The sequence below is a fragment of the Scopulibacillus darangshiensis genome (assembly GCF_004341035.1).
Classification (GTDB): domain Bacteria; phylum Bacillota; class Bacilli; order Bacillales; family Sporolactobacillaceae; genus Scopulibacillus; species Scopulibacillus darangshiensis.
In genome coordinates this window covers 1-18327 of the sequence record NZ_SLXK01000015.1, presented here as the reverse complement: position 1 = coordinate 18327, position 18327 = coordinate 1, and the positions used below count along the sequence as shown (strand labels likewise).

The window sequence follows — 18327 nt, the reverse complement described above, 5'->3', positions numbered from 1 at the left end:
AGCTCATCAGTTTCTACATTAATATTGTTATTCATCCTCTTTGTCCTTATCAAATAAAGGAGTGATAAAGCTTTCCTCATCCCTACTAATCCAGTCTTCTATTTTGGCATAACTCTTGGGTTGTTTGCTCTTGTGAACTGCAAGCATAATACCCAGTTCATTAATGTTCACATTGAAATATTCTCCTTTTTGACCCTTCCAGACCTTCACAAGAGACATTGTGCTTTTATCCATTTGTTGAGCCCTCCCTTTAATCCCAACTATATAATAAGGAAGGAAAATGACAAGTATCTACTCAATAATTACCGTGAGAGCTGTCTCCTCTTCCCAGCCCTTTTTCATGAATTTAATCAACAACGACTGTGAAAACTCCCTCTTCTTCTTTGTGACCTTCTATGTCTACATTCTCTAGACTGGAATACATTTTGTGAGCCTTTATGTCGTAAGAAATATCTGTATTGAAGTTCTCAAAAGCGTTCTCGTTATTCAAAATGTCCTCGCAAACTTCATACTCCTCATAAGACACTGGCAAAATCCTTCCCATTTCAGCGTCATCCTGAACAAGCTTGTTTTTGAAAATAACATCATAATTAAAATACTCACCGACAACAAAGTTTTCTTTCTCCCTGTTCATGTATGAAATGGAAATAACCTCTGTAACGTTTTTCATTATCAATCAATCCCCTTTTAATTTTATTGGCGAGGAGGTCTTACCCCCCCCTCAACGATCTCTTTTTTGTTGTTTCTAAAACCTTTATTTGATATAATTCTTTTTGTAAACCTTTGATTTGTTTATTTTTGTTGAGCACTCGCTTAGTTGTCCGCTGAGGAGTGCTCTTCTCTATGTTTCAATGGAATCATGGCTATTTTGTCAGTAATGAGCCAGCTGAACCAAACAATGCCCAGTATCATAAAGAATGTTCCCACCTCATTTAACCCCCTTTAATGTCTGTCCGCTGTAATACTCATTTCTCCAAGCCCTCAGAGTATCACCTGAAATACTTAACCTTCAGCTAGTTCTTGGCGGGCTGACTTAATGACCTTTTGCAAGTAACCTGTTTTGTTAAAATGCTCTTGTTGCTCCTCAGGAGTACCAAACCAGCAAATGTGATTATTCCATTTGATGTTTTCCTTCTCAAGCTCTTGCTCATTTTTCTTAATGCATTCAACAATAACAAGGTAAGTTCCCTTTTCCACACTTTCCCTCCTCATTCCATATTTGTTGAGCTGGTTCCTTTCTAGTCCATCCACCAGCACCCTTTGATGGGGTCGCTTGAAGCGTCTCAACTAACTTATATGAACTATTATACCCTTAACCGTTTATAGGTTCAATAGTTTTTATAAATAAATTTACCCTTATTCGCTTAACCGACTATAAATCAACATATTATATTGGGTTAATTAGACCTCAGAGGATTGACTGTGTGAGGATTTTAGAAAGCTGTCCATGTCTTAGGTCTGATAAAGAATAAATTTGATTGGCGAGCCTGCGAGGAGCTTCTCGGGGGACTAGCTCAAAAAGGGCAAAAAAAAAGAGCCAAACTCATAAAGTCCAGCTCGTTAGTTCTTACTTATTTTTTACTAATCGCTTGAGTTCTTTTATTTCTGCTTCATGTTTGATTGAGCGAGCTGAAAGGACATCAATGGTGTTTTGTTGCTTGTCTGTGAGGGGAATAACCTTTTCATGAGAGTTATCTATATGTTTTTCTAAGCGATCAAAATAAGGTTCTAAGCCTTCGATAATTGATTCCTTGAGGTTTTCAACTTTTTGGTCAATACCGCCAATTTTGGTGTCTAAACCATCAAGCTTTGCCCCAATGCTGTCAACTCCTTTTCCAAGACCTTCTTGACCTTCTCTAATCTCTTTTAGCTCACCAAGGATTTGCTCAAGAATTTTCTCCACATCAATAGCCCCCAATATTTTTTCTATATTATAACATCCCTTTAGAGACAAGAACCAGACCTTAAAAATAGTCCAGCTTTTTTAACCCTAATAAGGCTTACACCTTTATTGACTCTTACGAAAAGCTTGTTTTCAAAAGAATAATGGGTAAACATATCACCAACTCCATAAGTTTATTTTTAAAGCAAAGATGAGAGAAAGAGGGAGTCAAAAGATCAACTCCACCAGTTGGCTTCTGCGTTGTTCTCTCAATCTCCCTCTGTCTCAAATTATTCAATTAACCAAGTGCCACTCTAAAACGCTTCCCCGAGGTAGCACTTTCAAGGGCAATACCAACCACTTGGCTATACTCACCAGCCACAAAAGTTGAAGTTGAGGAGTGAGCTACAACGGTTCCATTAGCACCAGCTTCTAACATGTCACCAGCGTTAATAGCTCCACCAGCTTCCAAGAAAACAAGTGGCTTAAGAACCACAACAGTTGCAACCTCGTTTTTATCCCCTTCATAACCAACATTTAAGCCGTCCTTACCAACTGTTCCAGCGTAAACTACTCCTAGAACCTTTTTAGAACCAGCTCCAGCAACTTGTACCTTAGCACCTTCAACTACTTCGACCATTTGACCAATCTTTACTGTTTTCCCCTCAGCAACATAAAATGTGTGTAATGAACCTTCTGGAATGTGGTACTCTACATAATTTTGAGCCATAATAAATCATCCTCCATTTTGTTTGTTTTTTATTTCAACTCAAATAAGCCCTCATAAGAGGACTTGTGAGCTGTTTTCTTATTCGTTGTCATCCGTATCAAATAGCATTGCTAAACTAATATCTTGCTTATTGTCCTTATTTTCCTTGCTGTCCTTGTAACGCTTATTGAGTCCAAGGTCATTAACAAAACTTGACATAAGTTTCTCAAAGCTGTTCTGGGAGCGTGACTCTTTGAGGAAGTCTGTGCTTTCCTGTCTCATTGTTTTAATTGCGTTAATAGCATATCTATGGAGCAAGTTCAGGTTTATTGGGTCAGCGTCCTCGGGGTAAGTATCCACAAACCAATTAACCGTCTCATTGTAGAACTCAACTTCCTCTTTGGTGAACTTGTCTTTAAAGTCCTTTGAATACATACCATGAATTAATCCTGCTTTTGGGTTTAAATTTGCCAATTGTTTTGCCCTCCTTTCTGGGTCTTTTGAAATGTGTGTATTTGGTTTCCCTTTATGAACTGCACACCTTCCATTGTTAATCTCTCCGTTTTCATTTCTCCAAGGAGCCTTTACACAGACTTGACCATTCTTCTGTAAAGCCCCGCAAACCTCGGGCTCCAGTTTCATAAGGTCTTTAAGCTCCTTAATTTTGCTCTTATCAGTCTCACCCTCAAGGGCTTCAATTTTTTTCTGAAGCTCAAGAGGGAGACTATTCTTTTTTGGTCTCCCCACTCTTTTCCTTGCCAATATCATGCACCTCCTTTGTTTATTTGTTTAGCTTCCTGAGTGCCTCATTGAGAATATCCTCCCCAGCTATCCTTTCAAGCTCATGACACCCAGCCATAAAAAGGGCAAGACTTTTTTTGTTTTGTATATTTCTTATGGCTTCCTCCATTTGAGCTATCTCTTGAGGAGAAAAGTCGCTGAGTTTTTTCTTCATATCTTTATCCTCCCCATTCAAAAGAGCCACCCCGGAAAGTGGCTCCCTCTTGTTTACTTTTTCATTTCCTCTTGAACGTACTTTTCAAATTGAGCCATACGAGCATCAAGTCTATCATCAGCAATTTTTTCTGAGAGTTTGCGGGCTTCCTCTTCAAATTTCATATGCTCATCAAAGAGTTCCTTTTGTTGGTACTCAAGACGCTCCTTTGGAAGCATTCTACTGAGTTTTGCTTCTCGCTCAATCCGTTCTAGGTAGTTATTATGAATTTCATCTTTTTGAGCCTGCTTAATCTCCTCAAGTTCCTTGTAAGGGTCATTCAACTGAGTTTTTTTGGGTACTGGCTTCTCTTTATCAGTTGAAAAATCAACTCCAACCTTAGAAGCGAATTTATCAAGCTTTTCATTCAAGGCTTGGAACTTTTCAGTTAAACTTACAGGCTGTTCATTGAAAAGTTGGGCTCCTTTGACCTGTGGGAATGCTACAAGAGACACCTCCCTCAGCTTATGGGGTCTGAGCTTATTCCCTACTTTTTTGAGGTAGAATGAAACGGAAAGCTTTTTCATTAACCCATTATCAATTTTCTCCTGAGCTTTCTTGTCAATAATCATAAGCTTACCCATTAGTTTCTTGCCTTCAGCGTAAACCTCTTTAATGTATCCGACAGTATCACGAGCACTTTCTGAGTGATCTAACTGAACAGGGACATCATCCCCAGCTTTGAAATTGGCGGCAAGCTGTTTAATGTCCTCCTCGGTGTAGTTCACTCCTCTATGAGTGCCAGCTGAAAACATCTCACCAACTTTGAAATATTTGCCCTCTTCTTTGACCGTCTCACTAAAGTTCCCAATGTAATATATTTTCTTATCAATGAAGCGGTGTGTTTCTTCTTTGAATGACAACCCCAGCAACCTATTTAGAGTTTCCTGTTTTGCCTTCTCAGGAGTCCTAGCAAGTACCCTTTCAATAGTATCTTTGGTTGACTTGGGTAAGTCCTTCATTGCACCTTCAACATTTTGACCCTTCTGTGCAACATCAAACAATGTAGGCAATAACTTGTGTAATTCCTTGAGTTCACTTTTATCAAGACCTTCCTTTTTGTTAAAGGCTTTATCAAGTAGGAATATCAACCTATCAACCTGTTCGTCTGTTAAACGCATATCTTTGCTCATTTTCAAATCACCCCGTTACATTAGTGTTATTAAACAATTGCCAACCCTTGTGAGCCTAGCTCAACCTGTAACTCCTGAAGCTCTTCAAGAGAAAAATATTTAATAAACACTCTCTCAAAGCGTTCTAAATTTTCCAGAGCGTGAGCCAGCAACCGAGTAAACCCAGTTTCTTGGAAAAACTCTGAAGCCTTATCGTACTCCATAAGCAAAGCTTTATAATTGTGTTTGACATTTTCCAATCGTGCTCACCTCGTTTGTGGGTTGTATTTTTGAGAGCATCTCATCTCTTCGAGCTTCAACTGTCTGAGCTGGAGCCTTGCAAGTGTGCTTTCAAATTGGTTCTCGTGGTTTATCCATTCAAGGCGCTCCTCAAAGGTAATCACTGGTTTTCTCATTGGTCATCACTCCTGAGTTGAAATTGGGGAAGAGGGGAGGGCATTACTCTCCCATGTAGTCCTTAATGTCCTGAATCAGCTTTTTAGCTTCCTTATCAATCCGCTCATTAGTCTGAATGCGTTTTGGTTCCCAAATCTCGTGACCTTCCTTTTGAACAGGGTCTTTTTGGTTAAAGTGACCGTATTCAATGCCAAACTCCTTGAGGAGTCTTTCAGGTTTGGAGTAACTCCATTGTCCATCTCTGCTCTCAATTTCTGAGAAAATCTTTCTAATCTCTTGTTTTATGACTGTGGCTCTGCGTCCTCGCTCGTAACTCTTGAGGTCTTCCTCAGCTAGTTCATGCAAGTGTGCCAAGCGTTTCTCGGAGTTGAGCTCTTGAATTTGCCTCTCAAGTTCCGCTTTACGAGCCTGCAAATCTGCTAATCTCTGAGCATTTTGCTCTGAAGCGGTCTGAATCCGTTTTGCTCTTCGTTCAAGCTCCTTGTCAGTGCCAATCTCAAGCTCAATGTTAATCAAGCGGGTGGCTTCTGCCAATCTGCCCTTGGTAGCTTGTTCCTCACTAATTGAGCTGTTAACAATGTTCAGCTCCTCTTGGTTTTTCTCCAGTTCTGTTTTCTTCTTAGCTCCAAAAATTTCTCTTAGTCCCATAATCAATCATCCTCCAGTGCTTTTTTTTGAATGCCAAATAACCTTCGAGCGATCAGCTCCAAGGGGTTGCATTTTAGTTATCACTTATGAGTTAATTCTTTGACAAGAGCTCCTTTTGCCTTTTAGCCAGCTCCTCGCAATCAAGCAGGAATCCTACATAGCGCTCAGTAGTTATTCCATATTTTGAAGCCAAGTAATCAAAAGTCTTTCTCAATTGGTACAAATCAATTAGCCCTTTGGAGCTTTCAGACTTAGCAAATTCAAATATAGAGAGCGTTCCTTTTTTTCTATTCACCCCTGGGCTAACTAGAATCACATTCCCAGCCGTGCTTCCTAGCCAGCACTTAGAGAGTGCTTGCAAGTGGTCAACCTCAAAAGTCTCACACTCCTTACCGCTAATCATGCACTTCCCATCAGCGAACTCAAAAAGCTCCTTGACATCCTGCTCAGTGAGAGTATCTGGAGCACCTTGCAATCTAGCCCTTGAGTTGTTCCTGTAAGCTATCCTCTTGAGCTTTATATTTTGAATATATTTCCGTTGTCGCTTATTGTGGCAATCTCTACAATCTGGGCGAGTATGACCTGCTGAGTATCTGTGAAAGTCCTCTATGAGCTTCACATGACCACATGAGCGACAGACCTTTTGAACAACTTCACCATCATGAACCAGCTCAAATTGCCTTGTCTTTGGTGTTTTCCTTATTTCGTATTTCATACACCCCTCACTCCTCATCATTCCGCTATTTTTGTAATTTCACAATTCTAGTTCCCTTGGAGTTGTAAGCAATGCCTAGCTCATTCATGAGGTCAAAAACCTCTGGAGCTTTCTTTATTCTTGCGAAGGTCGTTCTTTCAATCTCCAAAGCTTCTTTATAAATATAAGAACACTTAACACCATCACCTGAGAAGTCTCCAGCTCTCAAGTAATCCATATAATAGTCAATTGACTTCTTTTTTCTTTTGGCTTCATCAGTTAGACTGAAAGGAAGCCCCCACTCTTCAAGTTGTGCTCCATCAAATTCCTCAATAACTTTCTCTGGGAGTTCTTTATCCATTGAAAACATATAGACGGTCGTGGAAACTTCACTTTTATAATTCCTTGTTCTTGCTATACCCTGAAGTCGGTCTGTAAGCTGGTCTGAAATAAAATATTCTTGAACTGGCTCATTTTTGAACTTCAAACCTCCACTAGTTGCATAATCAGCATTGACCTCATCACCAGTTACGACCTTCGTAATCTCTGGGTAATATCCAACAGCTTTTCTGTGAATCCCCAAAAATAGAATACCGTCACAATGAGAGTATGAATTTGTGGAGCGTTCGTCATCAAAATATTTTAATTCAATCTTTCCAAGTGCCATCTCTTTTGCAAGCTTCTTATTGTATTCATCATAAAGTTTCTTGTAAACAACTACCAAGAGCGTTTTGTGTTCCTTACATAGTTCCTTAGCAAGTTGCACTGTCTTGTCAATGGCTTTCACGTTATTCTTAAAGAATTGCTTCCCAAGGTTATGTTTGTAACAATTTTTAATCGTTGTTCCTTGGTATGCACTCTCTGGAATCACTGGAGCAATTTTATTAAAAGGTCTAAAACCATAATTCATATCTCCCATGGCTGTACCATCAAGTATGTGAGTATTCATGTATGTGACGTTTTGCCAAATCTGTCTCCCTATTATAAGGCTAGTTCCAACATTGCCCTCTGAGCCAGAGACCTGACAAGTTCCACCTCGTTTAATGGCTTCTTCAAATATCCCTAGAAGAGTATGCTCATTACCAAGAATGTCAATGTTTTTCATCCAATCATTTGCCAGTTCATTGGGTACCTCCCAAAGTGGGTCAATTGCTGGTACTGTGTAGACTGTTCTTGAATCTTTCTGAATTGGTTTTTTGAGCTCTGTTTTGAGCTTCTCGGCGACCTTCTGAATGTCTGCATAGTAAGCTTTCTCCCTACCAGATGAGGCTAATGAAACACCTCTCACAAGGTCTATGAGCTTCTCAATTGTGCTTGGTGTAAGAGTGGAAGTTTCCGCAAACATTGGACGTTCATCAATAATTAGGGTTGTTCTCCTTCTAGCATTCCCTTCCCCATCAATCCATTTGCTGAACTGTGGCAGTCTCCCTTGGGATACCAAAACCTCAAGCATTTTGTGAGTCATAACAAGCAAAGGAGCTGACTCTTGGAATTTGAATTGTTCCTTATATTCCTTATCTGTTTCAAACTGACCCTTTCCCAAAATCGCTCTTGCTGTTCCATTGGTTTGGGAGTTAATCTTGTTTGTAAACTCAATAACCTGCTCAACCTTTGGCTTAGCAACGATAGCACCCCAGAGAGAACTTTTGTGTTTTCCATTATAAGCCCCCCAGAGTTCCAACATCGTAGACTTACCAAAACCAGCTGGAGCACAATGAGCCATTGGGGTTATCATCTGTTCTTGAATATTCCAGAAAGCAAAACTTGCTTGTGTAAAATGGACCTCATCAAGAGAAAGCTTAATTCCTCTTTCTTTCATTATTCCGTCAAACTCAAGAGACAAATGAATAGCGTCTCTATCATGGGAAAGCTTTTTGCTGAACTCATCAAGCTCCGCCTTGTCTCCTATCTCAGCAATTAACCTCAATTATTTCCCCTCCTTAACCTGTTTTGACCAACTTAATATATTTGTTCAAGTCCTCCTCTCCCAGAGCTGAAGCTATTTGAGAAATCTTCTTGAGAGTGAATGTTTGGCGGTTGCATAGCCTTGAAATTTCTGCTCTGTCCATTCCAGTTATTTCAGCAAACTGGGCTTGTGTGTATCCTTTAGACTTAATTAAAGTTTTCAAATCGTTGTAAGCAGTATAATGAACCATTTTTTCACCCCCTTGGTTGTATTAAGAATGACCAATATCAATTTAACTCCAATAAAAAGAAGCCCTGTCATAAAGAGCTCCAATTGTGAAATTAAAAAAATAATGGAGATTTAAAAAATAATGGAGATTTAAAAAAATGAGCGATATGAAGGAGCTTTATTTGAGTAGCCAGCTCCCTGAGCTACCATCAGCAAATGATAATGAAAGAGGTCAATTATTCAAAGCAAACTGTGTAAATCACTAGAAGGAAAACCGCAAAAGGCACGAAGGCAGTCATGAAGGAAAATCCCTTACACTAATATATATCAGAAAGGTGTTTACATACGCTTCATTTTCAAAATAGGGAAAGGGCTTTAGAGCCAGTCATATCAAGGAAATAAAAAAATTGAAAAAATTTTTTGCGGAACAAAAGGGGAAAATAACGAGCTGGCTGTCTCAAGTGTATCAGGAGTCATATAAGCTCCATGTTTCCGAATGGTGTTCATTATTTGCTTAACTTGCTTCTTGAATTGCTTGGCTAATGGTTTACGTGACTGCATGAGCACTTCATATAGTCCATCTTCGGTGAGGAACTTCATTTCCCTAAGCTGACCCCCAAAATATGTGGAACAGGTTTTTCTTTCATCTCCCTCAACCATATCATATAATCTATACGCATTTTTGACACCGTACTCAATCCACTCAGCAACGTCTTTCGCTAAAAAGAGTGGCTCCTCAGTAGTACCATAGACCTTAAAGTTTCTCCCAAGTACAGCCTGCTTGTGAATAATTGTTAAGTTTTCCATTTGAGTTGGCTCTTGCTCATTGTCCCCCTCAGTAGTCGCCATGTAACCACCGTCCTGGCGAATAGCGGGTAGTACCTCATGGGTAACCCAGCGTTGGAATGGTTTAGCTTGAGGTTTTTCAGACCGTAAAACCAAGTTATAAAGACCAAACTTATTAACACAATTAGTATCTCCGCCACGTAACCCTAAATTTAATTTAGCCTTTTCGTCCTCATCTAAACGTTTCAATGTCATTGTGGTGTTTTTAAGCTCTAGCACTTCGCAAACATCTTTAGCAACAAACCAAACCTCCTCACCCTCTTGAGTTGTTCTCACTTGGTTACCTTGAAAGTCAAATATTTGTGGCATGTAATCTCTCCCTTTGAAATGTTCGTTGGCTGTTTTCTTACCAAGTTGAACTTTCTAAGGGATGGGGTTTAATCATTGGCATGACTATGATTATGGCACTTCGAGGGTAAAAATATGTTTTACCGATAAGAGCGCTGAATGAAGAGAACCTCACTAGCTCAGTATCAAAAATGGCGTTAATCAGCCCTTTCCGTATCATGGATTAAAGAAAATAAAATATGAAGTGACAAAATAAGAGACAAAAAAGAAAGAAGGTGTCTTAACTGAGGTGATCTATAAGGACAGCCATCTCATGGTTTTTATTTAAAGATGAGATAGGGAACAAATTAAAAACGTTGAAATTTAGTAATAAGACTATATTAGTGATTTTCAACACTTTTGAGTTAAACTTATTAATACACCTTATATTTAATCTATATATGGTTTACTAGTTAGCTTATCTAGTTAAGTATATTAGTAAAATATAATTAGAATAATATATGAGGTGAACCTTAATTAGTTAATCTAATAGGGTAACCTTATTAGTAACAACCTAAGAATAAAAGATAGCATTACAAATCTAAACTTGTCAACCCCTAAATTAATATTTTTCTACTTTTTTATACCCTTTGATCTGGGAACTTTGAGAAATAAAATTTTAATATAAAATTAGATAGTTACACTAGAAAATGCCCCCTCCCCTGTTCAACTCATAGGGGGGGGGGGTATGGAGCTGGAGCTTGAGAGAGTCAGCTCTTTGGTTGCTTGGTTTGAGATGGACTCAGGAGGTAGACTCTGGAAGTAACTACCAAGGCACTTTCTATTTTTATATTTTCTATAAATGTCACTATGTGTGTGTGAGAATACCCCTACCTCTCATAATTTTTTCCTCTTGAATTTCCCCTCAAAGTTCAACCTCTGAGCCAGCACTCAAGAGAAGCCCGCCAGAAGACCTATGATACGCTTAACCGCTTATTAGAACAATAACACTAGAAGCGCACAAAGGATACAACACAAGCTAAATATGAAGCTCTCAAGGCTATCTCATAATGGAACACATGACGACAACTAATGAGCCAGCCAGTTTATGAGTCATCACCTCAAGGGCTGACACTCGGGTAGCACCACAGTAGTCTCTCTCGGATTGCTTGAGCTAGGCTCTTATTGATCTGGCTCCCGTTGAAGTCCTCAGAAGCCTTCTTGTTAGCTGTTCTTGAGGTAGCACTTGAGGGCTGTATCAAAGGGAACAAATAACAAGAGAAAGAAAGTGTATTCATGATCTGGGCTCTTAAGTCCACCCTATGAGCTGGCTACTCAGTAGCTCCAAACTACTTCCCTATTTAGAAAGTGGTCTCAAGAATGGCTCTATATCAGCGTTCTTCTCTGGAGGGTACTAGGGAAGTGGTCTAATAAGGCTCAAAATGGCGGGAAAGTGGTCTCTACTCTTGGGTTTTTCGGGAGCTGGAACTCAAGGAACTGGAGCACTGGGTAAAAGCTTGTGAGTGCTGTCTCCTCGGGGTTTCTTGTGAGCTTGCTCTTTGGTTTGATCTGAGAACTGGTGCTTGTAGGAAGGATTATGAGACGCTTCTCAGGGCTAGGAAATGACTCTGGAGGTGAATAATAGAGGATCGCTCGTGAGGAGGTCGGGGTTTGAACAAACCACCCTGTAGAGTCAACCTCCCAACCAACGAATAAGTTCACCTTAGAAGTTCCAACTCAAAAACTTTGTAAGTGAGCCAGTCGCCTACTTACAAGCCATCAAAATGTCACCTATGAGTTAAAGTTTATTACTTTTGATATGCTTCCATATTCCAGTTCCATCTTGCATTAATTGTATCCATAAACTTCTCAATTTCTCTTTTTGATAAATCCTTTTTACCAGTGGATTTATTACAATAAGATTTTAGTGTCCATGTTTCACCGTATGGCTTTTCAGGGGTTTTCCATTGAACACCAAAAATATAGTCAACATCTTCAATTTTAACTTCAACTGACAATATATCTCCGTGAAGTATAAAATTCTTCATATGCAATGCTTAAACCTCCGAATTAACTTTAACATAATTATTCATATTTCTTATTAAAGCACCCTATCGGGTACTAACTCTAAGTAACTTGCTTTTCTTGCTCCTTTTGCTGTTTTTCTTCCTCTCTAAGTTCCATCTCAAATTGTATTCTCTTCAATTCTCTCGGGAGTAAATAAACGTACTCAAGTACAATGTTAGTGAACCTTATCATTGAATCTATAATATTTTTATCAAAAATTGCTTCATCACCATGAGCAGCTTCATTTCCAAGGTCTTTAATAATGAGGGAGATGTTGTCTAATATTGGCGGGATAGTTCCTTTATCTGATAGGAACTTTAATTTCTTATAAAGACTATCACCTTTTGCTCCTTTTTGCTTACACATAATTTCTAGGGTTCTTCTCAATGATAAAGCGCAAATAGCATGATCTATATTTTTAACCTTTAAGGCTGACTCATAAGCACCTTTAACATCTTCAGGGAGATGTTTCATATCAGCTGTAACATTGGGGTAAATAAAGCGAAAATCCTCAAATGGATCTCCTGTTACTGGATGAAATACAGTTGTGTCCCAGCTATTCAATCCAATAGAGATACGCTGGCAAACTGGGCACTTATAAAAGGAATACTCCTCATAATACTCAGCAACCGGAACATCTTTACCTATTTCATCATCATAACAATAGTCCACTTCTACGTCTTTATATTGATTAACACACTCCATGGGAGTTTTATTCCCACAGTGAAAACAAGTTAATATTTTGGTATCACTCATGACCTTCCCCTCTTTTTTACACCAGATATTATTGAGCGCTATTTAAGTATACCTTTTACAAACTCAGCTAGAAACTTAGCTGAGAAGTCTTTCAACTCAGTATACCCCCATGAGGTGACCTTTTTGGTAACCTCCCTCACCTTCTCACCATTTGATAAGGTTGGTTTAATCTCAAGTTTTTCCTCTACATAGTTAATCCCGAGATTAGTCATCATCACAAAAGCAGTAAAAACATCAAACTTGGTTGTTTTCAGCCCTTTTATTAATCCTTCGTTCTCTAGTTTGATTAGTGCTGTGTTAAACACCCTGTTATCTAGCGAGAGGTTTTCTGATGTTATATTATCCATTTTAGGTAAATCCTTTTGATACTCCAAATAAATAGCAACCAAAACTTTTTGTTTAGTGTCTAGCTCAGTCATAATTATTCTCCCCCTTTGTCTAATAACTTAACTTATTCAACAAGAGGAGCAAATTACCTACAAGTTTCATTCGCCAAATATCGACACTTAAAGAGACTATTGAGGAGTAGCCCTTAAGGTTAAACAATGGAATAAATCCCTGATAGTGAGGTCACCCTTTCGATCAGCCAAAAGCTACCTTCGAAAGAAATTACCTGATAACAATCAATTATATTATTTTCTTGATTTCACTTCTTAAAGTTATAAGATGAGAAAAGAATTTTGAAACGTATTGGCTATTCAGGTAATATTCATTTCCTTGCTTATTTTCAATTGCAATAGCTAAGTTATCTAAATCACACAATGCGTTATGCAATTCCCCTTGTAGGGTTCTACATTCATAAGGCGGGAGCAAATCGCTCAATACCAAATAGTTACTTGTATATTCTTTACGTTTTTCATTGATGTGATTATAAAATATGTCTTTGTCTTTCTCACTAAAGTATTTTGGAAGTAACTCAAGCTCCTCAATTGCAAAATTAAGAGCTCCCCTTACATCCTCCAAATATTGGTTTTTTGAATGCGAGTTTGTTATCAAATATTTTTGCAATGGTCTGTTATATTCCCATTTAACTCTAATGTTGAAATCGGAAATTAATTGGTCATATTCTTTTAATAATATAGGTGCGTTATTTTTTTTCTTATCAAGCCATTCCGTTCTACAAAAAGGGAGTCCATGCTCAATCTGAATTAAATCGTCATAGAAATATAGCCAAACATAATCTGGCTCCAAAGTAATCTTTTTTCCTTCTAAAACACCTTTGTTATAATTATTGCTTTTAACCTTTTCATTTATCTTTTTAATGAGTTCAATCATGGCATCCTTTGAAGAAGCCAAAGAGCGCTCTATGTATATTTTGGCATTGATTCTTCTTTTGCTTAAAGTGGAATTATCTTTTTCCTCTAATATTGTATAGTAATATTCACTTGTATCTTGTTTCCTCCATTGCTGAATCTCATTAATTCCTTCAATAGAAATCCTATCTATTTCGCTGTAAAATCTCTCATGTTCTAAAACTTCATTGGTTATTGGTATCTTTATTCTTACACTAGAAGTGTTTTCCCTCCATTTAGGATTATTATTTTCCAAAGTCTGTAAGATATATTTTTGTGTCCATAGCCAATATGCTTTTTTCTCTTCGACTCCATATACAACTATAATAATTGGAATATCACATACATCACAAAAGTTCAAAAACTTTACTGGGCAATCAAATACTACTAAATCTTTGTTTAACTCCAATAAAGTTGTAGCCTTTAATTGAACTTTTATGACTTTTGCTGTTGTTTCTCCGTTTTCAGAAAAAGTCTCTATCTCACCATCAATATCATTATCTTTTTCTTGTCGTCTATATTTCCAACCGTTTTCTTCTATTACACCTTCAAAGAACCTAATTGATTTACCTTCATTTTTGTTGTTTTCATCATATTGAGACCTTTTTAAGTCCATTTTCCAACCCCCGTTTATATCAATTTCTTTTCAAGTTTATTGATACGTCTTTCAAATGAGGTGTGCTCTTTGACTTCCTTTTCAATCGCTATCTTGCTTATCTCAATAGCTTTTTCATATTCTCCAGTTCTCTCATAAGCCAGAGCTAGTTCTTTAAAAGCTGGATAGGTAACCTCCATTTTATTTTCTTTGAAATATTGAATCTTAAATTCATCATAAATAGCACAATCATGTTTGAGTATTTTAATAAGCCTTGGGTAATGTCTATTATCCTTATATGCCATCTTTTTTATCTCTTGCCATTTACCCATAGTTACATAGTGATCGTCTATTATGGTTTTCCTTGTGTCTTTCCCTTTGTTGTCAGCAATATCAAGAAGCTTAATTTTCGTTTCAGGGTCTGAAATTCCTTGAGCCATATCAATTAAAAAATCCTCAATGAGCATAGAAGTGCTTGAGATTTCCTCTTTATCAACTGAATCTCTATTAATTCCCATACCCATATCAAAACGTTTTCTTACTTCCTCACGTTGCTCCTCGGTTAGTTCATTCAGCCAGAGATCGGTTAAGCCAAAATATTTAATTAAGCCCCTTGGTTTTTTATTTTTGAAAAAATTGAACATTGTAATACCCCCATATTAAATACTTATCTAAAATATGGCAAGAGTCAATATGTTTTTTTAATTAAATAACCATGAGGAGTCAATCCCAGATTTGCAAGCTCTCCTTTGTTCAACACCCAAGACACCACAAAGCGAACCCCAGAAGTACCCCCCAAAGCTTTTCTTTATACGCCTTGCCTTGTAAGCCAACACACTGGCTTTAAATGCTCTTATAGCTGGCTCAAGAACATTAATCACTGAGGGAGCATATCTCTTTGAAGCAACTTGAACCTTACCCCAAAGAGAGAAGGCTTCCTCTGGTGAAACAAATGGCTTTACTGCTTTGATGAACTCTTGAGGAAGCCATTCTTCCAAATATGTATAATCAATTGACTCTGGTTGTCGTATGTATTTAATATCTTTTGAATAAGCTTTAAAAGGAAATGCTTCTTTTTTCTTCTTTGGTTCTTGTGTGCCCTCTGGAGCTGGCTCATTTGCTTCCTCACGAGTGGACAAATCGACTGGACATATAACAGTAATGGAAGCTCCAAAGCCCCCTCTTACTGGTCTGAGCGTCCGTATACGCTTTATTATTCCCAGCTCACTGAGAGCCTTCAAAGCTCTTTGTATCGTCTTCTTGGAGACTCCCATAGCTTTAGCCATGGAAGCCAACTTTAAGAAGCTCACTCCAATGAACTTGCAAGAATGACCAGCTATAATCCAGAGAAGCTCCCTCTCTGTTTTTTTAAGATCAAAATGAGCTAGTACCTTAGATATGAATTCATCCATTTCCTTCACCGTGTCAAACTGCGAGTATTCTCTTAATGATTCCATGACAAATAAACCTCCAGTATTGAAGGTTGCCTTGAAGCACTTTCCCTTGGTAAAATAAGAGTGAGCGTTGCAACCCTCTTTTATTTGGTTGAGTGTTAAACCTCATTATTTTGAGGGCTTCCAGTTGTCAGCTGGTGAGCAACCTCGTTTATTTCCCTTTGAAGCTCCCTCAAGTCGCCAAACTGAGTGGGAGCTTCCTTGCATTTATCTAAATTTCCTTATCTCTCTGAGTACGTCCTCAAGCGCCTGCTCATGAATCTTCAAATCCTTCTCCTTGCCATCTTCTCTGTCATTTTCAATGAGATACTCAAGGGCTTCTTTCTGTCTTATCAAGCGTTTAAAATACGGGGAGTCGGGCGTTCTATTGCAAACAAACTCCCGGAACTCGTCCAAAGTTACTCCAATACGCTTGGCTTCAACAACCAACAATAGCCATTCATTATGAATCATCATTTGCCCCCTCATTCGTATTGCTCCAGTGCTATTTCTGTTCTCTTAAGAGCCAGCATATAAGCTCCCTTGTCCTCTTCTGTTTCTGCGTATTCTATGAGCTGTTCCAGTGCCTTCTTTTGCAACCTCAGGGAGTCCAACAACTTTGATGTGCTCATATTTCTCACTGAGTTACCCCCTATATGTTCAAATCATTCAAGGCGTTATATTTTTCATTGTCCTCTGCCAGAGTATTGCTGAAGAACTTGAGATACCTTGAGGTTGTCTGTAAGTTTTGGTGTCTGAGGATACGACTCAAGACACTCACGTCTCCGCCATTCTCAATGAATTTCCTTGCAAATGTATGTCTGAGGGTGTGAGCTGACACTCTGGACTCTGGGAACTCCATAACCTTAGAAAGACGCTTGAAAAAGCACTTAATAGCGTTGACCGTTATTGGCTTGTTTTTCTGATTAACCAACACATAAGAGGAGACCATATCAAATTTGTTTTCACAATAGCTCTTCCAGTAAGCCAGTTCACGCTCAACCTTCTCAGTCATTGGAATAGTTTCTTGTCTTCTCGTTTTACCAAAGACAGTGATATAGCCCTTCTCATAGTGAATGTCTGACCATCTGAGGTTTACTAGCTCACCAATCCTCATGCCAGTTCCTAGAAGAACAACAAAAATAGTGTGGTTTCTCACTGAGTGAAGTGTATTCTCTCTTCTTTTGCACCTCCTGAGCCAGCTCAACATTTGCTTAATTTCGTTGTCTGAAAAGCTCTGAATAGATATGTCCTCTTGAAACTTCTTAATTGGCTTGGCTGGGTTGCTTACCAGTAGCTCCTCAGATACCAAAAAGTTAAAGAAGACATTAAAATTCTTGAGCTTGGTGTTTAAGCTGGTGTTTCCGTTGTCACGTTCTTTTTTACAATAGCTGAGGAAGCTCTTCAGTACCCTTGTGTTAATATCCTCAATGTTTGATATGCCTTGCTCCTCGCAAAAGTCTATGAAGTCCTCAAAGAGCATGTCATAGCCCTTCAGAGTTGTTCCTTGCAAACCTTGAAGCTCCTTGTCTGCATAAAATTCCTTGTAAGCAAATCTTAAGAGCACAACAAAAAACCACCTTTCTCATGAGTTTTACCTCAAAAGAAAAGTGGTTTTGTTTATCTTATATGTAAAGCTGTGAAGGTTAGAGCTTTAAGCGTAAAGTCCTGACCATTTCCCTAAAAATCGACTTTAAGCCCCGTCTCTCCAAGGTTTACTGAACCGAAGAGACCGACTTCCTTACCATGGAAGCGCTCTACCTGCTGAGCTATGGAAGCGAATGGCTCCACAGGCAGGATTCGAACCTGCGACCGATCGGTTAACAGCCGATAGCTCTACCACTGAGCTACTGTGGAATATTATTCGAAGATGACTACTGTCTCTCCTTCTGCAAGCATATCTTACGCAGCCTGTGCATCGAGACAACTCGAGGTTTATTCGAGATGCAACGCTCGTCACTGAGCTACTGTGGAATATTATTCGAAGAAGACTACTGTCTCCTCCTCTTTTACTATTCTACATTATTTTTATGTACATAAAAAGGGCGCCTGGCGACGTCCTACTCTCACAGGGGGAAGCCCCCAATTACCATCGGCGCTGAAGAGCTTAACGACCGTGTTCGGGATGGGAACGGGTGTGACCTCTTCGCTATTGCCGCCAGACCTTGCGGTTTGTGATAACCTGCAAACTTCTTCGTCAGCTGCATTCCTCATTATCCTCATGTACGCAAGTTGTACACTCCGGTAATGTGTCATTGGCTTTCTCGAATTTCTTGGTTCTAACAAACCTTTATACGGTTTGTGATAACTTTCGTTCTGACAAACCTTTTTATGTAGTTTGTTAAAGCGCAACATAATATTGCAGTCCAAACAAACTTTTTAAAGAAGCATCCGCACAAGATGTGCGTCATGTTCCTTCAAAACCAGAAGCGAAAAAACAAGGGTAAAACATCATCCATAGGTGTGTGGTTAAGTCCTCGA

24 protein-coding genes, 1 tRNA gene and 1 rRNA gene are annotated in these 18327 nt (G+C 38.7%); all 26 read right to left on the bottom strand.

What is annotated here, in order from left to right:
• Nucleotides 1-27: 27 nt before the first annotated feature.
• The 26 genes from EV207_RS11400 to rrf all read right to left on the bottom strand — a co-directional run bounded on the left by EV207_RS11400 (nucleotide 28) and on the right by rrf (nucleotide 18009).
• On the bottom strand, nucleotides 28-234 hold the full coding sequence (locus EV207_RS11400; protein WP_132746293.1) for a hypothetical protein: 207 nt from the start codon (nucleotides 232-234) through the stop codon (nucleotides 28-30).
• 112 nt (nucleotides 235-346) lie between these two features.
• Nucleotides 347-670: a hypothetical protein gene (locus tag EV207_RS11395; RefSeq protein WP_132746292.1), complete on the bottom strand. Its 324-nt coding sequence runs from the start codon at nucleotides 668-670 to the stop codon at nucleotides 347-349.
• Between the two features lie 332 nt (nucleotides 671-1002).
• On the bottom strand, nucleotides 1003-1197 hold the full coding sequence (locus tag EV207_RS11390) for a hypothetical protein (protein WP_132746291.1): 195 nt from the start codon (nucleotides 1195-1197) through the stop codon (nucleotides 1003-1005).
• Between the two features lie 370 nt (nucleotides 1198-1567).
• Nucleotides 1568-1903 carry a hypothetical protein gene (locus EV207_RS11385; protein ID WP_132746290.1) on the bottom strand — a complete coding sequence of 112 codons (336 nt, stop codon included), beginning with the start codon at nucleotides 1901-1903 and terminating at the stop codon, nucleotides 1568-1570.
• 277 nt (nucleotides 1904-2180) lie between these two features.
• Nucleotides 2181-2612, bottom strand: coding sequence for a hypothetical protein (locus EV207_RS11380; RefSeq protein ID WP_132746289.1), 432 nt, complete (start codon nucleotides 2610-2612; stop codon nucleotides 2181-2183).
• A 78-nt stretch (nucleotides 2613-2690) separates the two neighbouring features.
• Nucleotides 2691-3353, bottom strand: a complete 663-nt coding sequence (locus tag EV207_RS11375; RefSeq protein WP_132746288.1) for a hypothetical protein — start codon at nucleotides 3351-3353, stop codon at nucleotides 2691-2693.
• A 19-nt stretch (nucleotides 3354-3372) separates the two neighbouring features.
• A complete protein-coding gene (locus tag EV207_RS23030) occupies nucleotides 3373-3546 on the bottom strand; it encodes a glycoside hydrolase family 104 protein (protein WP_165886915.1) in 174 nt (57 codons plus the stop codon).
• A gap of 53 nt (nucleotides 3547-3599) precedes the next feature.
• Nucleotides 3600-4718: an HK97 family phage prohead protease gene (locus EV207_RS11370; protein ID WP_132746287.1), complete on the bottom strand. Its 1119-nt coding sequence runs from the start codon at nucleotides 4716-4718 to the stop codon at nucleotides 3600-3602.
• A 29-nt stretch (nucleotides 4719-4747) separates the two neighbouring features.
• A complete protein-coding gene (locus EV207_RS11365) occupies nucleotides 4748-4957 on the bottom strand; it encodes a hypothetical protein (protein ID WP_132746286.1) in 210 nt (69 codons plus the stop codon).
• A 6-nt stretch (nucleotides 4958-4963) separates the two neighbouring features.
• Entirely contained in the window at nucleotides 4964-5113 is a 150-nt protein-coding gene (locus EV207_RS23025; RefSeq protein ID WP_165886914.1) for a hypothetical protein, read from the bottom strand.
• Between the two features lie 43 nt (nucleotides 5114-5156).
• Nucleotides 5157-5762: a hypothetical protein gene (locus EV207_RS11360; RefSeq protein ID WP_132746285.1), complete on the bottom strand. Its 606-nt coding sequence runs from the start codon at nucleotides 5760-5762 to the stop codon at nucleotides 5157-5159.
• A 91-nt stretch (nucleotides 5763-5853) separates the two neighbouring features.
• Nucleotides 5854-6477, bottom strand: coding sequence for a hypothetical protein (locus EV207_RS11355; protein ID WP_132746284.1), 624 nt, complete (start codon nucleotides 6475-6477; stop codon nucleotides 5854-5856).
• 25 nt (nucleotides 6478-6502) lie between these two features.
• On the bottom strand, nucleotides 6503-8383 hold the full coding sequence (locus EV207_RS11350) for a hypothetical protein (protein ID WP_132746283.1): 1881 nt from the start codon (nucleotides 8381-8383) through the stop codon (nucleotides 6503-6505).
• A 13-nt stretch (nucleotides 8384-8396) separates the two neighbouring features.
• Entirely contained in the window at nucleotides 8397-8612 is a 216-nt protein-coding gene (locus EV207_RS11345; RefSeq protein WP_132746282.1) for a helix-turn-helix domain-containing protein, read from the bottom strand.
• Nucleotides 8613-8980: 368 nt separating this feature from the next.
• Entirely contained in the window at nucleotides 8981-9745 is a 765-nt protein-coding gene (locus tag EV207_RS23445; RefSeq protein ID WP_243647027.1) for a BRO-N domain-containing protein, read from the bottom strand.
• Between the two features lie 1766 nt (nucleotides 9746-11511).
• Complete coding sequence (locus EV207_RS11330; RefSeq protein WP_132746281.1) at nucleotides 11512-11757, bottom strand: hypothetical protein; 246 nt, start codon at nucleotides 11755-11757, stop codon at nucleotides 11512-11514.
• Between the two features lie 73 nt (nucleotides 11758-11830).
• A complete protein-coding gene (locus tag EV207_RS11325; RefSeq protein ID WP_132746280.1) occupies nucleotides 11831-12526 on the bottom strand; it encodes a DUF4145 domain-containing protein in 696 nt (231 codons plus the stop codon).
• A gap of 38 nt (nucleotides 12527-12564) precedes the next feature.
• Nucleotides 12565-12945, bottom strand: a complete 381-nt coding sequence (locus EV207_RS11320; RefSeq protein ID WP_132746279.1) for a YjcQ family protein — start codon at nucleotides 12943-12945, stop codon at nucleotides 12565-12567.
• A gap of 208 nt (nucleotides 12946-13153) precedes the next feature.
• On the bottom strand, nucleotides 13154-14434 hold the full coding sequence (locus tag EV207_RS11315) for a DUF4365 domain-containing protein (RefSeq protein ID WP_132746278.1): 1281 nt from the start codon (nucleotides 14432-14434) through the stop codon (nucleotides 13154-13156).
• A 14-nt stretch (nucleotides 14435-14448) separates the two neighbouring features.
• A complete protein-coding gene (locus EV207_RS11310) occupies nucleotides 14449-15057 on the bottom strand; it encodes a hypothetical protein (protein WP_132746277.1) in 609 nt (202 codons plus the stop codon).
• Between the two features lie 57 nt (nucleotides 15058-15114).
• On the bottom strand, nucleotides 15115-15870 hold the full coding sequence (locus tag EV207_RS11305) for a helix-turn-helix domain-containing protein (RefSeq protein WP_132746276.1): 756 nt from the start codon (nucleotides 15868-15870) through the stop codon (nucleotides 15115-15117).
• A gap of 204 nt (nucleotides 15871-16074) precedes the next feature.
• On the bottom strand, nucleotides 16075-16323 hold the full coding sequence (gene sinI, locus EV207_RS11300) for a DNA-binding anti-repressor SinI (RefSeq protein WP_132746275.1): 249 nt from the start codon (nucleotides 16321-16323) through the stop codon (nucleotides 16075-16077).
• Nucleotides 16324-16331: 8 nt separating this feature from the next.
• A complete protein-coding gene (locus EV207_RS23020; protein ID WP_165886913.1) occupies nucleotides 16332-16487 on the bottom strand; it encodes a hypothetical protein in 156 nt (51 codons plus the stop codon).
• Nucleotides 16488-16498: 11 nt separating this feature from the next.
• Complete coding sequence (locus EV207_RS11295; protein WP_132746274.1) at nucleotides 16499-17413, bottom strand: tyrosine-type recombinase/integrase; 915 nt, start codon at nucleotides 17411-17413, stop codon at nucleotides 16499-16501.
• A gap of 215 nt (nucleotides 17414-17628) precedes the next feature.
• Nucleotides 17629-17703: transfer RNA gene (locus tag EV207_RS11290), tRNA-Asn, on the bottom strand.
• Nucleotides 17704-17893: 190 nt separating this feature from the next.
• A 5S ribosomal RNA gene (rrf, locus tag EV207_RS11285) occupies nucleotides 17894-18009 on the bottom strand.
• Nucleotides 18010-18327 lie beyond the last annotated feature (318 nt).

Bases quoted from the DNA above. Each gene is read 5' to 3' on its own strand.
- EV207_RS11400 (WP_132746293.1), bottom strand. From the start codon at position 234: ATGGATAAAAGCACAATGTCTCTTGTGAAGGTCTGGAAGGGTCAAAAA.
- EV207_RS11315 (WP_132746278.1), bottom strand. From the start codon at position 14,434: ATGGACTTAAAAAGGTCTCAATATGATGAAAACAACAAAAATGAAGGT.
- EV207_RS23025 (WP_165886914.1), bottom strand. From the start codon at position 5,113: ATGAGAAAACCAGTGATTACCTTTGAGGAGCGCCTTGAATGGATAAAC.
- EV207_RS11370 (WP_132746287.1), bottom strand. From the start codon at position 4,718: ATGAGCAAAGATATGCGTTTAACAGACGAACAGGTTGATAGGTTGATA.
- EV207_RS11325 (WP_132746280.1), bottom strand. From the start codon at position 12,526: ATGAGTGATACCAAAATATTAACTTGTTTTCACTGTGGGAATAAAACT.
- EV207_RS11320 (WP_132746279.1), bottom strand. From the start codon at position 12,945: ATGACTGAGCTAGACACTAAACAAAAAGTTTTGGTTGCTATTTATTTG.
- EV207_RS11380 (WP_132746289.1), bottom strand. From the start codon at position 2,612: ATGGCTCAAAATTATGTAGAGTACCACATTCCAGAAGGTTCATTACAC.
- EV207_RS11305 (WP_132746276.1), bottom strand. From the start codon at position 15,870: ATGGAATCATTAAGAGAATACTCGCAGTTTGACACGGTGAAGGAAATG.
- EV207_RS11395 (WP_132746292.1), bottom strand. From the start codon at position 670: ATGAAAAACGTTACAGAGGTTATTTCCATTTCATACATGAACAGGGAG.
- EV207_RS11310 (WP_132746277.1), bottom strand. From the start codon at position 15,057: ATGTTCAATTTTTTCAAAAATAAAAAACCAAGGGGCTTAATTAAATAT.
- EV207_RS11345 (WP_132746282.1), bottom strand. From the start codon at position 8,612: ATGGTTCATTATACTGCTTACAACGATTTGAAAACTTTAATTAAGTCT.
- EV207_RS11355 (WP_132746284.1), bottom strand. From the start codon at position 6,477: ATGAAATACGAAATAAGGAAAACACCAAAGACAAGGCAATTTGAGCTG.
- EV207_RS23445 (WP_243647027.1), bottom strand. From the start codon at position 9,745: ATGCCACAAATATTTGACTTTCAAGGTAACCAAGTGAGAACAACTCAA.
- EV207_RS23030 (WP_165886915.1), bottom strand. From the start codon at position 3,546: ATGAAGAAAAAACTCAGCGACTTTTCTCCTCAAGAGATAGCTCAAATG.
- sinI (WP_132746275.1), bottom strand. From the start codon at position 16,323: ATGATGATTCATAATGAATGGCTATTGTTGGTTGTTGAAGCCAAGCGT.
- EV207_RS11360 (WP_132746285.1), bottom strand. From the start codon at position 5,762: ATGGGACTAAGAGAAATTTTTGGAGCTAAGAAGAAAACAGAACTGGAG.